This window comes from Listeria grandensis (assembly GCF_014322885.1).
GTDB classification, from domain to species: domain Bacteria; phylum Bacillota; class Bacilli; order Lactobacillales; family Listeriaceae; genus Listeria_A; species Listeria_A grandensis.
The window spans coordinates 192,998-206,859 of record NZ_JAASUG010000004.1; the positions used below are offsets into that span (position 1 = coordinate 192,998).

Genomic DNA, 13,862 nt, shown 5'->3' on the forward strand with positions numbered 1-13,862 from the left:
CCTTTTATTATTCACATAATGCTTCTAATTTCGCGACCATTTCTGGAATTTCGGATTCGGATTCAAGTGTTGCGCCTGATGCCAATGGATGCCCACCCCCGCGATATTCTTTCGCTAGGCCGTTTATAACCGGTCCCTTCGAACGCAACCGAGCCCGAATCGTTTCGCCATCTTCAATAAATAAAATCCACGCCTTAATCCCAATCACACTATCGATTCGATTCACTAACTGGGAGGCGTCACGAGGTGTTACATCGAATTTTTGCAACAGCTCCTGATTAATATACATGTAAGCAGCACCATTTTTTGACATCTGAAAATGTTGCAAAATGTACCCCGACAATTTCACCGCATTCATCGGCGTTTCATACATTTTTGTGAATATTTCCGTCCGGTCAAAGGGAAACGTGACTAAATCAGCCGCATAACGCAATGTTGTCGGCGTCGTATTCGGGAACAAAAAGCGTCCCGTATCACCAACAATCCCTGCATAAAATAATCTCGCTGCTGCCTCATTCAACGCCAATTCTTTCGGGAATTCCTCCACAAACGCGACTATCATCTCACTACAAGAGGAAGCATTCGTGTCTACCCAGATGTAATCGCCATACGCATCCTCATTCGGATGATGGTCGATTTTCACAAGCTCCTTACCGAAAGCGTACCGCGCATCATCAATCCGCTCCGTATTCGCTGTATCACAAACGATGACAAGCGCCTCTTTGTACACATCATCCGCGATCGCATCAACCTTACCTAAAAAATCAAGCGATGGCTCACCAGTTCCTGCGCACAGCACCTGCTTCTCTGGGAAATTCCCCTTCAAAATAGCTGCTAAACCCATCTGTGAACCATAGGCATCTGGATCTGGCCTTACATGACGATGTATAATAATCGTCTCATATTTTTTTATAACATCTAAAATGGCTCTTTTCATCTACGTCTCCACCAATCCTTAACGTTCCATCATTTGACAAGCCACAATGGACTTCCCAACTAAAATACCTTCCAAATAAAGCTCCACATCTATTTTTCCCGCTTTGCGTCCCATCTCAAGAATCCGCGGTTTAATCACGATTGTCGCATCCATCTGTACCGGTTTTAAAAAGTAAATCGAAATATTTTCAATCGCCACATTGCGTTTTTTCAAAGAAAATAGTTTTTGCTGCACGACATCGCACACGATTTGCGTAAATACACCGTAAGAAAGCGTTCCGATACTATTCGTCATCTGTGGCGTCACCGTAAACTGAAAATCAAGCTCCGACGCATCATCCGTCGTCTTCTCAATCAGCTGATTCGTAATCGTGTCATCGATCGTTTCTCCAATCTGTGGTTGACGCTGAATCATCTGCAACGACTTCAAAATATCCTGCCGACTCACAATCCCAATCAGTGTCAAATCATCCTTCACGACTGGAATAACCTCGATACCTTCCCAAATCATCATATGCGATACCGAAGCAACACTCATTTTTGGCCCAACTGTCAGCGGACTTTTTGTCATCACACGCTCAATCGAGATCGATAAGTTTTTATCAATCACATCTTTGCTCGTGATCATTCCAAGCAGCCGCATCGCCTTGTTCACCACAGGAAAACGGCTGTGTCCCGTCGAGGTTTCCTTCTTATACCAATCCTCGACCCGATCCGATGTACTCAAATAAGCCGTATGCTCAATCGGCGTCAAAATATCTTCCACAAACACGACTTCCTTCTTAATCAACTGGTCAAAAATCGCCCGGTTAATCATCGTCGCCACCGTAAACGTATCATACGTCGTCGATAAAATCGGCAATTCCTTCTCGTCCGCCAATTTCTTCACGGAGTCCACCGTATCAAAACCACCCGTAATCAGTACCGCGGCACCGCGTTCTAGCGCCAGCTCCTGCGCACCTACCCGGTTCCCAACAATCACCAAGTTCCCCGCATCCGTATAGCGCTCCATCGCCTCCACCGTCATCGCCCCAATCACAAACTTATTCAGCGATTTATGGAGTCCGGCGCGACCACCAAGCACTTGTCCATCGATCATATTCACAATCTCCGCATACGTCAGTTTCTCAATACTATCCTTTTGCTTCCGCTCAATCCGAATCGTTCCAACCCGCTTAATCGTGCTCACAAACCCGACAATTTCCGCGTCCTTAATCGCCCGGTAAGCAGTCCCCTCACTCACTTGCAAGTTTTTCGCGATTTTACGAACCGAAATTTTCTCGCCAACCGCAAGCTCCTCAATATATTTCAAAATCTGCTCATGCTTTGTCGCCAAGCCACTCACCCATTCCCTTTAAATTGTCATCGATGCGCCAATCTCGAGCACCTTCCCGCGCAACTCCGTGTTCAAGCTCGCAACAAATGCATGCGGGTCCTGCGCAATGAGCGGAAACGTATTATAATGCATTGGTACAACCACTTTCGCCTGCAAAAATTCCGCGGCAACCGCTGCATCCTCCGGCCCCATCGTAAAATTGTCTCCAATCGGTAAAAACGCCACATCAAGCTCGCTTAACTGCCCAATCAATTTCATATCTGAGAATAATCCCGTATCGCCTGCATGATAAATATTCTTTCCATCGATCGACAATACAAACCCTGTCGGCAAGCCCAAATTAATAATTTTGCCGTCCTTTACGGTGGAAGAACCATGAAATGCTTGCGTTAACTTCACCGTTCCAAAATCAAAAACGCGCTTTCCACCAATATGTAGCGGCGCCAAATTCTCCACACCTTCCATACTTAAAAACGTTGCCAATTCCACATTCGCAATCACCGTTGCGCCTGTTTGTTGCGCGATAGCAACCGTATCCCCAACATGATCATCATGCCCGTGCGTGACAATAATATAATCCGGCTTCTCCTCCGCTACCACAAGATCACACTTTGGATTCCCAGAAATAAACGGATCAACAAGAATTGTCACGTCCTCTGTTACTACTTTGATACAAGATTGCCCATGAAATGAAATTTTCATATTTTGACTTCCTTTCTGTATTGTACTAGTTTCATTATACGCTATACTATAACAGTATTTCAAAACATTTAATTTCTGCGCGCTTTCGTGTTATGATAAAGTGGACGAAACAAGGAAAGAAGGATGACTGATGGAAAAAAATATCGATATTCTGCAAAATTGGCTAAAAGAGCAAGGAGCTGAGGTTGCATTCATCACCGACCCCGAAAACATCGCCTATTTCACTGGCTATCATAGCGATCCACATGAACGCGTGCTAGGCTTGGCCGTATTTGCCGAAACCGAGCCATTCCTATTCACACCAGGCCTTGAAGTAGAAGACGTGAAAAACAGCGACTGGAAACACGATGCCTACGGTTATAGCGACATCGAAAACCCGTGGGAAATCATCGTAACTGAAATCACAAAACGCGTGCCAACTGTGAAAAAATTTGCCATCGAGAAATCCCATATGAGTGTCGATCGCTTCGAAATTCTATCCAAATACTTAACCGACGCGACGTTCATCTCCATTGAAGAAAAAATCCAGATGATCCGCCTCATCAAAACACCAGAAGAACTGGCTATCCTAAAAGAAGCCGCGCTCCTCGCTGATTACGCCGTCCAAGTAGGCGTTGACGAAATTGCAGAAGGCAAAACCGAGGCCGAAATCGTAGCAAAAATCGAATATGAAATGAAGAAAAAAGGCGTGACCGCGATGTCCTTTTCAACGATGGTTCTAACCGGCACGAACGGCGCCCTACCACACGGCACACCAGGCGATACGCAAATCAAAAAAGGCGATCTTGTCCTCTTTGACCTAGGCGTTGTCCATAAAGGCTACTGCTCCGACATCACGCGAACCGTCGCATATGGCGAAATCAGCGCAGAACAAGAAAAAATCTACAACACCGTGCTAAAAGCCCAACTCGCAGCCATCGAAAAAGTAAAAGCAGGCGTTCCCGCAAAAGAAGTTGACCTTACAGCTCGAAACATCATCAAAGACGCAGGCTACGGCGACTACTTTCCACATCGACTCGGCCATGGGTTAGGCGCAAGCGTCCATGAGTTTCCATCGATCACGGAGACAAACGAAATGGCACTCCAAGAAAACATGGTCTTCACCATCGAACCCGGCATATACGTCCCAGGCGTTGCAGGCGTAAGAATTGAAGACGATATCGTTGTGACAAAAGATGGTTATGAAATTCTAACCGAGTTTCCGAAAGAATTAACGTATGTGAAATAAACCAAAGAAGTAGTTCAGCCACCGTCCGAACTACTTCTCTTTATGTTTTACCCCTCTACACTACAAAGAGCAATAAACTTCCCAACCCCAAATAATCGCTGTACAATTAAATAAAAACGAGGTGACACCAAAATGAACCTAACGTTCACACCAGAAGCCATTTCCCGTGTTAATGCACTCCGCCAAAACCTTCCCGGCAAACTCTATCTCTACTATTTAACAGAGGGTTGTGGATGCGAAAATAGTGGAATTTTCACATTAAAATTAGCCACCCAGACAACCCCCGAAGACACCCAGTTCTCATCCAACCTCGGCCCCATTTTAATCGCACGTTGGACGGTTATTTTCCTAGAAGAACAACTAAAAATAGACTATGACTCCAAATCCAACGCCCTCATTCTAAAAAGCGACAGCCAATTTTACAATCGGAACCTCCTACTCATGGACGCTGACAATAACTTCGTGTATACACCAAAAAACGAGCAGTAACCTCAACAAGAGATTTCTGCTCGTTTTCCTTATATCCGTTTAAGCCAGTGCTTCCTCAACGGCTTTATATTCATACCCCAAATCATCCGCAACGGCTTTATACGTCACATAACCGCCAATCGTATTCACACCTTTATACAGCGATAGATTTCCAAGAACCGCATCAGCAAGCCCTTTATTCGCCAGTGTTAACCCGAATTGCAAGGTCGCATTCGTCAGCGCAATTGTTGATGTACGTGGCACAGCACCCGGCATATTCGCCACAGCATAATGCACAACGCCATGTTTTTCGTAAGTCGGATCATCATGCGTCGTCACACGATCCGTCGTTTCAAAAATACCACCTTGGTCAATCGCAATGTCCACGATAACTGCACCCGGTTTCATCTCCTTCACAAGCGACTCTCTCACAAGTTTTGGAGCACGCGCACCCGGAATCAACACCGCTCCCACGACTAGATCCGCCTTCTTCACAGCGGTTTCAATATTGAATGCATTACTCATCAATGTCGTAATTTGATTGCCAAAAATATCATCTAATTCGCGTAAACGATGCAAGTTCAAATCCAAAATCGTTACGTTCGCACCAAGTCCAATCGCCACTTTTGCCGCGTTTGTTCCTGCCATTCCGCCACCAATAATCACCACTTCGCCACGTTCCACGCCTGGCACACCGCTAAGTAGAATACCACGACCACCATTATTTCTTTGCAAAAATTGCGTCCCAATCTGCGCAGCCATACGACCCGCAACCTCACTCATCGGACTAAGTAATGGTAACGTCCGATCATCCAATTCCACCGTCTCATAGGCAACACTATTCACTTTGCTCTCTGTCAACGCTCTGGCAAGCTCTGGCTCGTTTGCCAAATGCAGATACGTGAATAACAATAATCCTTCACGGAAATAAGCATACTCAGAAGCGATCGGTTCTTTCACCTTCACAACCATGTCCGCCGCCCATGCTTCTGCCGCCGTATCCACGATCGTCGCTCCCGCCGTAATATAATCCTCATCGTGAAAAGCTGAGCCAACACCTGCATTTGTTTCGACCAGTACTGTATGACCTGCCTGTACATAAGATAAAACACTTGCTGGCGTCATTGCGACACGATTTTCATTGTTCTTAATCTCTTTCGGAACTCCAATTAACACATAAATCTCCCCTTCACTACGTATTATTACCTACGAGTATACGCTTACATAACAAGAATAACACATATTACCCGAATTGTAAAAATATCCGGGTTAAAAAAATTTGCAATGCTTTTAATGGTTGTTTTCATGAAAAAAGGGTACAATAACAGTATAAAAAGATTTTCCAAAGTGTCGCAAAGCCTATCCTCTCGTGAAAGTCCCGCCGAACTCCAACGCGCCGACAAAGGCTTACTTTTAAGCAAAGTCGAGCACTGGAGCGGAGTGCACTTGTGTACATGAGCACCGGCGCACAACAGACTTTAACGACGAAGATGCGTATTTGTCGGCACACTGGGCAGGAGGGATTTTGTATGTTACAACAATACAGTAGAGTTTTGGTTGCAGTAGACGGATCTAAAGAAGCAGAAAGCGCATTCCAAAAAGCAATTCAAGTTGCTAAAAGAAATGAGGGTTCACTTGGACTTGTCCATGTTATTGATACACGGGCCTTCTCATCAGTTGCTAACTACGACACATCCATGGCTGACAAAGCAACGGAATATGCCGATGAATTGCTAAATGGATACAAAGACGATGCCTTAAAACAAGGCGTAACGAATGTAGAAACGTATATTGAATACGGATCACCAAAAACGGCGATCACAAAAGAAGCTGCCAAAGCCTTTAAAGCCGATCTTATCATGTGTGGTGCCACTGGTCTAAACGCAGTAGAACGTTTACTTATCGGTAGTGTTTCAGAGTACATTATCCGCCACTCACCTTGCGACGTCCTTGTCGTAAGAAATGAAGATCCTGTTTACAAAGATTAGTTTCATAAACAAAGAAAAGTAGGTACCCCCATTTGAGCGGAGTACCTACTTTTTTACGTACTGTTACTATCCTTCGTTTCTTATAACCTCTACATCACGTGCAATCATCAATTCTTCATTGGTCGGAATGATGATAACTTTTACAGGAGAATGCGGGTAATTTAGGAAAGCCTCTACACCACGAACTTGGTTTAGGGCTGGGTCCCAATAAACGCCCATGAACTCAAGACCACGAAGTACACGCTCACGAATATAAGAACTGTTTTCACCGATACCAGCTGTAAAGATAATCGCATCAACACCGTTCATACGAGCGGCATACGAACCGATATATTTATGAATACCATCAACAAAAACATCAAGTGCGAGTTCTGCACGATCATTTCCTTTTGCGGCTTCGCTTTCTAGATCACGAAGATCACTTGAAATGCCAGATACGCCAAGCATACCAGATTCTTTGTTCAATACGTCAAGTACTTGCTCTGCAGATTTCCCTGTTTTCTCCATAATAAATGGTACGAGCGCGGGATCGATGTTACCAGAACGAGTTCCCATAGAAACACCAGCAAGTGGTGTGAAGCCCATGGACGTATCCATTGATTTACCGCCTTCAATAGCAGCAATACTCGCACCGTTTCCTAAGTGACATGTAATTAAACGCAATTCTTCCACCGGGCGCCCAAGTAAATCAGATGCGCGTTCAGATACATATTTATGACTTGTACCGTGGAAACCGTATTTACGAATGCCATAATCTTTATAATAATTGTACGGTAAGCTGTATAGGTAGCTTGATTGGGGCATTGTTTGATGGAATGCTGTATCAAAAACAGCCACTGACACGATGTCTGGCAAAACTTTACGGAATGCGCGGATACCAGTCACATTCGCCGGGTTGTGCAATGGCGCAAGTTCAGAAAGTGCCTCGATATCTGCAATAACTTGATCATTTATACGTACTGATTCTGTGAATTTTTCACCGCCGTGAACAACTCGATGTCCAACGCCTGTAATTTCATCATAAGATTTAATAATGTTATGTGAAATCAATTTATCTAGCAACATTTGAACCGCAACTTCGTGATCTGGAATGTCTGTTACTTCTTTGATTTTTTCGTCGCCTACCGAGATTGTGAAAATCGAATCCTTCAAGCCGATACGCTCGACGATTCCCGCCGTAATTACTGTTTCTGATGGCATATCATATAATTGAAATTTTAGTGATGAACTCCCAGCATTAATTGCAATTGTTTTTTCCATGTTTATTTAACCCATTCCCTTCAACTACTTGTTTTCGTTAAACCAGTTTTCAATCTTCGCCAATACGTTCGCCGTCGCTCTTGGATCGGTCAAACTTGGCAAATTTGCAAGCAATACTTCTTTTGGTGGCGCTACATTATCTGCCGCTTTTTGCAGAACAAGAATACTTTTCCGAGCTCCCTCGGATGCAAAAAGTGTCTCTGGCAATTGAATAATGCCTTGAATGTGGCCATGTTTTTTTATAAAACGATCTACTTTTGCAAAATCAGCCGTTCCAAACATCGCACTTGGCACTAAGAAGAATAAATATCCGCCCGCTTTTGTGTACCGCATCCCTTGTTCTATAAATAAAAAGTGCGCAAAAGAATGACCGTCATCGCGACTCAGCTCAAAACCGGCGGCGCGCGCATCATCTGGATAGTAACCTATTGGCAGATCACTCACTACAACATCAACCGGATCAACCAGCAAGTTGCCCAAACCATCTTGATGTAATAAATTGATCGGCAAACGCTCCAAGTCAGCTCCAACGTATGCAAGCGAAATCAGCAAATCATCGATGTCAACGCCTGTCGCATCGAGCTCTAATTTGCTTTCCAATTGATTGACGATCGTCGCAATTAAGTTACCCGTTCCGCACGCAGGATCAAGCAACCGAATGGTCGATTTATCAGCAAAAGCCTTATCTACCAAGTAACCAATAATGAACCCAATCGAGTCCGGTGTCATTTGGTGATTGACTTGAATACCATGCTTCATACCTTTTAAGAGTGCAAGTTGATAACTCTTACGGATATCTTCTTTTGCAAACTCGTCCAACTGAACTGAACTATACCGCTCTTCCAGATTTTTGGCGGCCTCAGCAGAAAGTTCATCCTTTTGAAGTACCTCTTTCTGAAATAAATTCTCTCCTGTCTCATAAACAGCTTCCAAATAACTCATCTCGAGCTCATTTTGAATAATAATAGCTGTATCATCGAGAACACGGAATAATTCCTCAACTGTTGCATTTGTCAAAAGTGAACACCTCGAATTCCTTCATTTCTAACACCAATTAAATATTATACAGCATTTCTAGTCAAGAAGATAGCATTTTACACTTCCGCAAAGTTATAGTTGCATTTTTCTGAGCAAGCGCTTTATTTCGATTCAAATATGGCCGATGTTACTTCTTGTTACAGTCAAATATTTGATTTCACTATAACAGAAAAAACTAGCAAACCAATATCTGATTTACTAGCTTTGGATACTTATTTAGCTGCTTTTGCCTTTGTAATAGCGGCTTCGTAGTCCGGATGATTTGTTCCTTCACCAACATATTCCGCGTGAACGACCTTGTTGTTACTATCTATCACGAAAACAGAACGGGCTAGCAAACGCAGCTCTTTCATAACGACGCCATACGCTTCACCAAATGATAGATCGCGGTGATCAGAAAGTGTGATTACGTTTGGAAGACCTTCTGCGGCACACCATTTCTTTTGTGCAAACGGTAAATCTACAGATATTGTAAGTATTGCTGTATTGTCTAAACCAGACGCGTCCTCATTGAACTTACGTGTTTGTTGCGAGCACACACCTGTATCAATAGATGGGATCACACTGATTATTTTTACTTTACCATCGTAATCGCCTAGTGTTACTGGTTCTAAACCTTGATTTAAAACCGTGAAATCAGGCGCTGTGTCACCAACTTTTACTTCTTTCCCAATCAATGTCATCGGGGTTCCCTTAAATGTAACTTCTGCCATTTTGAATTGCCTCCTTTGATTTCTATCTACATCCCCTATTCTACCGAAGTCCATTGCGATGTACTATTTTTTTGCCTGTATACGAAAAGGAACCTATAGGCTAATACCCATACGTTCCATTTTTTAAAATTTAATGCCACTCTTTATCCAGTTTCAAATATCCTTCGTGGACAACTGCGGTGTTTTCTAAAAGATCCGCTATCCCTTGTTTTTTCGGTGTAAAGGCACAGACTACATAGAGTCCCCACACGACCGATGTCACAAATCGCAGCGCTCCTTCGCGAAATAATACGGTCCCCCATGTCAACGCCTCTTTTTTCAGCGACACGACACGAATCCCGAAAATCATTTTGCCAAGTGTTTGACTCCAAAACTTCGTCATTACGATGAAATAGGCCAAAAAAGTAAGCATTACGAGTGCACCATACATGGCGAAAAAAGAACCGTCCATGTTCCAATCTGCTAATCGAAACACCGGACTGATCAGTATTCCCGAAATCGCCGTCGTCACGAGTAAATCGACTAAATAAGCCATAAAACGAATCCAAAACCCTGCGTAATATTGTGTTGGAAAACCGCCTTGTTCCTCTTTTGGAGGCTCATATTTAAACACGGGACGCTCGGTTTGGTGCAACGTTTCCTGTTCCATTTGAACCCCTCCTTTATTTTCCATACAAGTACATAAGACGTGGTGCTTCCATCATATTCATTAACTGAACCGCTTGATGGGCCTCGCTTTTTTGCCCGACAATTTGACTTACCGATGAAGAGAACATGGAAGCCAGACCAATACTGCTAGAATCGTACTCAAATACTTCTGCACCTTTCAAATCTTGCTCTTTTTTCAAGGCATCCAATGCATTTTCTTCGTATCCAAATGCGTCAATCAAACCATTCGCCTTCGCTTGGCGACCATCATAAATCCGGCCGTCTGCAATTTTGCGAACTTGGGCTTCCGTCATATGACGCCCCTCGGCCACGACTTTCACGAACTGCGCATAGGAATCGTCAATCATCGACTGCATGATCGCTTTTTCTTCTGCTGTCATTGGGCGCGTAGAGCTCATTATATCTTTGAATTCTCCACTTTTAATCGTATTATCCGAAATACCCACTTTCTTCATTAATTCGCTAAAATCATAGCCTTGCATGATGACCCCGATCGAGCCTGTCAGCGTTTCTGGGCTTGCAAAAATTTTATCGGCTGGCGCAGAGACATAGTAACCGCCTGATGCCGCCATGCTACCGAACGAAACATAAACCGGCAACTTCTTCTCTTTTTTGATCTGTAAAATTTTATCGCGAATTTGCGCCGATTCTACAACGCCACCGCCTGGGGAGTTCACGTTTAGCATAACACCAGCAACCGTATCATCCTCCCGAATCCATTCGAGCTGATCCATAAAGTCTTTGTGACTGTATCCTTCACTGCCACCGAGAAGCGAACCATTTGAGCCTGTATCTTGAATCGCACCATCAATGTTTAGCACCGCAATCCGTTTATCAGCTTTGCCATCCTCTAGCACCATTTCTGTCACGCCTGTATCCGTCGCGGTTAGCGAATCAATCCAAGACGTTTCATATTCATCATCACTGGCCAAGAGCGTACTCGTAATTTTCGTAATTCCACTCACAACTAATAATGCTGCGACAATGCCAATCGCAATCCATCTTTTTGCATTCACACTTTTTCCCCCTTTTTAATAGCTATAGGACTATCATAACGGAAAACTGGCGCTTTTTACAGTGAAACCTGAAAAATTCTTATTTTTTACAAGATTAGTAGTGAGCATTCGTGTTATAATGGGTTGTAGATTGAATTAACTAAGAACACTGGAGGTTTTAGTATGGCTGAAACAATTTTTTACTTTTCCTATCGTAAAACAGAAGAGCTACAAAAGCACGCCAATGAACTAAAAAAAGTTACGAAAGAATACGGTTTTGAAGTAACCGATGATTTTGAAGTAGCAACAGCAATTATTAGTATTGGTGGAGACGGCGCGTTCCTTAAATCCGTGCGTGAAACTGGTTTCCGTTCCGATTGTTTATATGCGGGCATCGCGTTAACCGAACAACTTGGACAATATTGCGATTTTCACGTACACCAAATCGATGAAATTATTAAGGCCGCGGCAGAAGATCGCTGGCTTGTTCGCCGTTACCCGACCATTTACGGTACAGTCAACAATTCCAAGGCCTTTTATGTACTAAATGAGTTCAACATTCGCTCATCGATTATCCGTACCCTACAAATTGATGTGTATATTAATGACAGCCTGTTTGAAACTTTCCGTGGCGATGGTATGGTTATTTCAACCCCAACAGGAAGTACCGCGTATAATAAATCCATTAACGGTTCGATTGTCGATCCATTGTTACCGTCGATGCAAGTGAGTGAGCTTGCTTCGATTAATAATAACCGCTTCCGGACGCTCGGTTCTTCGTTCATTTTGAGCCCGAAACGTAAATTGCGTTTGGATATGCGCGCAAATGGCGTGAATGATTTCCCAATCATGGGGATGGATTCTGAGGCGCTTAGCATTCAACATGTCGATGAAATCAAGCTTGAAGTTGGCGATCGGTTCGTCAATATTATTAAATTGCATAATAATTCGTTCTGGGATAAGGTAAAACGAAATTTCTTGTAAAATTCCATACTCAAAAAGGAGTCCATGACGGGCTCCTTTTTGAGTATATACTAAAGGTAGACAGTACCGTACATTTTGGTCTGCAACCTAGATATATTATTTTGTACCCGTCGAACCAAACCCACCGCGATCAGCATTGCCAAGACTACTTACTTCGGTAATCGTTACTTCTGGCATTTTCTCCATAATTCTAAATTGACAAATGCGGTCTCCTTTTTCAATCACCGTATCACGCATCGCGATAGCTGGAAACTTCCAGAAGTCATTCTCGCCGCAATAGCTCTCGTCGATAACACCCATGCTATTGGACTGGATAATTCCAAAATGTTTATATGTACTGGAACGAGGTACAACATGCGCTTCGTATCCTTTAGGTAATTCCATTGCGAGCCCTAAATCGATTAGTTTATATTCGCCTGACGCTAAGTGAACCTCTTCGTTCGCATATAAATCAATCCAATCGCCTTGTTCTAACTTATTTAATCGTGCCTCTTGATCTGTTGCGTATTTAACTTTTATCTCCATTTTTCATCACTCCAATATTCTAATTCCGTTCACTGCTAATCCTATCATACATGTGCCGTTTCGGGTATCACTTTCTCTAAAAAAATAAGAAGTTTAAATGTCGCGCCAATCACTCGCCGGACATTTAAACTCCTTATTTTAATCATCTAGGTGCTAATGTGTAATCAATTCCGTTAATGTTAACTTTTATCTGACTTGACCACGAATCCTTAGTCCACTTACCTTCACTACCTTGTTCTTCGATCTGAGACGCGGCTGATTTATAGAATTTGGTTTGATTTTTATTATACCAAGGATCATTATGGGGATTAGGTGAAAATTGATACACGTGGCTTCCAGGGTTAAAAGTCATTCCTCTGTTCTTTCCCCAAGATGTTTCACTCCATTTGTAACTAGTTCCATTTATTTTTACAGCACCACTAATACCCGCTGCTTTGGCTTGGACTACGCCTAAAGCATTTTCCAAACTTATATGTCCCGTATTCACCAAATTTACACCAATAATAGAAGAAAGTCCAAAAACTACAGTTACGGAGAGCCCAACAATTCTTTTTTTCATGTGCATAAAATCTCCTACTTTCTATTTATTTTTTATAGAAGGATTAACTACTCCTAACTACAGTAATATCATAGCACTTAATTGTTACATTAATATGACGTTAATAAAAATAATTATTAGTTTATTACAGAAATAAATTGCGTACGTTGCTTCTAAAATAATAGCAGATGCGCCTAACAAAAAATAATCTCGAGACTGCTAGTATATTTAGCAGTTCCCGAGATTATCGTCTTATATCTTTGTTATTTCTACATATTCTGCCGATGGGCTAAGCACTGCCCGGCAGTCTGTTTCCGTATTTATCGTATGAATAAATCTAGGTACCTTGTCATCTTGTACTTTGAGTCTGATACTTCCAATTTCATTTAAAATAGTAGAATAATTTGTGTGTACTTGGAAGCGTTTAAAAATTGCTGTCATCCGCTCCATTTTAATCCATCCTCCCTTCCTAATTATTCACA

At 42.8% G+C, this 13,862-nt stretch carries 16 protein-coding genes; 4 read left to right on the forward strand and 12 right to left on the reverse strand.

Annotated features, from left to right (window positions below):
* Positions 1-7: 7 nt before the first annotated feature.
* Genes HCJ54_RS07470 through HCJ54_RS07480 form a run of 3 tightly spaced genes read right to left on the reverse strand, consistent with a single transcriptional unit; the run spans position 8 to position 2,974 of the window.
* Positions 8-937 (reverse strand): DHH family phosphoesterase, encoded by a 930-nt coding sequence (locus HCJ54_RS07470; protein WP_187137187.1) that lies wholly within the window; start codon positions 935-937, stop codon positions 8-10.
* Between the two features lie 18 nt (positions 938-955).
* The gene (gene ytoI, locus HCJ54_RS07475) at positions 956-2,272 is read right to left on the reverse strand and encodes a CBS-HotDog domain-containing transcription factor YtoI (RefSeq protein WP_187137188.1); all 1,317 of its coding nucleotides are present in this window, start codon (positions 2,270-2,272) and stop codon (positions 956-958) included.
* Between the two features lie 18 nt (positions 2,273-2,290).
* Positions 2,291-2,974: a metal-dependent hydrolase gene (locus tag HCJ54_RS07480; RefSeq protein WP_185409207.1), complete on the reverse strand. Its 684-nt coding sequence runs from the start codon at positions 2,972-2,974 to the stop codon at positions 2,291-2,293.
* Between the two features lie 130 nt (positions 2,975-3,104).
* Here HCJ54_RS07480 and HCJ54_RS07485 point away from each other — a divergent pair, with 130 nt between their 5' ends.
* On the forward strand, positions 3,105-4,202 hold the full coding sequence (locus HCJ54_RS07485) for a M24 family metallopeptidase (protein ID WP_187137189.1): 1,098 nt from the start codon (positions 3,105-3,107) through the stop codon (positions 4,200-4,202).
* 132 nt (positions 4,203-4,334) lie between these two features.
* A complete protein-coding gene (locus tag HCJ54_RS07490) occupies positions 4,335-4,691 on the forward strand; it encodes an iron-sulfur cluster biosynthesis family protein (RefSeq protein ID WP_187137190.1) in 357 nt (118 codons plus the stop codon).
* Between the two features lie 39 nt (positions 4,692-4,730).
* On the opposite strand, the gene ald is transcribed toward HCJ54_RS07490, so the two are convergent.
* The gene (ald, locus tag HCJ54_RS07495) at positions 4,731-5,846 is read right to left on the reverse strand and encodes an alanine dehydrogenase (RefSeq protein ID WP_185409210.1); all 1,116 of its coding nucleotides are present in this window, start codon (positions 5,844-5,846) and stop codon (positions 4,731-4,733) included.
* A 353-nt stretch (positions 5,847-6,199) separates the two neighbouring features.
* Here ald and HCJ54_RS07500 point away from each other — a divergent pair, with 353 nt between their 5' ends.
* Entirely contained in the window at positions 6,200-6,658 is a 459-nt protein-coding gene (locus HCJ54_RS07500; protein WP_036066705.1) for a universal stress protein, read from the forward strand.
* A 66-nt stretch (positions 6,659-6,724) separates the two neighbouring features.
* On the opposite strand, the gene HCJ54_RS07505 is transcribed toward HCJ54_RS07500, so the two are convergent.
* The 5 genes from HCJ54_RS07505 to sppA form a co-directional block, all read right to left on the reverse strand.
* Positions 6,725-7,918, reverse strand: a complete 1,194-nt coding sequence (locus tag HCJ54_RS07505; RefSeq protein WP_185525170.1) for an acetate kinase — start codon at positions 7,916-7,918, stop codon at positions 6,725-6,727.
* Between the two features lie 24 nt (positions 7,919-7,942).
* Positions 7,943-8,935, reverse strand: coding sequence for a class I SAM-dependent methyltransferase (locus tag HCJ54_RS07510; protein ID WP_342354448.1), 993 nt, complete (start codon positions 8,933-8,935; stop codon positions 7,943-7,945).
* Positions 8,936-9,168: 233 nt separating this feature from the next.
* Positions 9,169-9,669 carry a thiol peroxidase gene (gene tpx, locus HCJ54_RS07515; protein WP_185525169.1) on the reverse strand — a complete coding sequence of 167 codons (501 nt, stop codon included), beginning with the start codon at positions 9,667-9,669 and terminating at the stop codon, positions 9,169-9,171.
* 130 nt (positions 9,670-9,799) lie between these two features.
* Positions 9,800-10,318: an RDD family protein gene (locus HCJ54_RS07520; protein ID WP_036066701.1), complete on the reverse strand. Its 519-nt coding sequence runs from the start codon at positions 10,316-10,318 to the stop codon at positions 9,800-9,802.
* 13 nt (positions 10,319-10,331) lie between these two features.
* The gene (sppA, locus tag HCJ54_RS07525) at positions 10,332-11,354 is read right to left on the reverse strand and encodes a signal peptide peptidase SppA (protein WP_187137191.1); all 1,023 of its coding nucleotides are present in this window, start codon (positions 11,352-11,354) and stop codon (positions 10,332-10,334) included.
* A gap of 162 nt (positions 11,355-11,516) precedes the next feature.
* Here sppA and HCJ54_RS07530 point away from each other — a divergent pair, with 162 nt between their 5' ends.
* A complete protein-coding gene (locus HCJ54_RS07530; protein ID WP_187137192.1) occupies positions 11,517-12,317 on the forward strand; it encodes an NAD kinase in 801 nt (266 codons plus the stop codon).
* Positions 12,318-12,413: 96 nt separating this feature from the next.
* Here HCJ54_RS07530 and HCJ54_RS07535 read toward each other — a convergent pair whose 3' ends face one another.
* The 3 genes from HCJ54_RS07535 to HCJ54_RS07545 all read right to left on the reverse strand — a co-directional run bounded on the left by HCJ54_RS07535 (position 12,414) and on the right by HCJ54_RS07545 (position 13,830).
* Positions 12,414-12,842, reverse strand: coding sequence for a dUTP diphosphatase (locus HCJ54_RS07535; RefSeq protein ID WP_036066696.1), 429 nt, complete (start codon positions 12,840-12,842; stop codon positions 12,414-12,416).
* A gap of 142 nt (positions 12,843-12,984) precedes the next feature.
* Entirely contained in the window at positions 12,985-13,401 is a 417-nt protein-coding gene (locus HCJ54_RS07540) for a hypothetical protein (protein ID WP_187137193.1), read from the reverse strand.
* Positions 13,402-13,632: 231 nt separating this feature from the next.
* Entirely contained in the window at positions 13,633-13,830 is a 198-nt protein-coding gene (locus HCJ54_RS07545; protein ID WP_187137194.1) for a hypothetical protein, read from the reverse strand.
* Between the last annotated feature and the right edge of the window lie 32 nt (positions 13,831-13,862).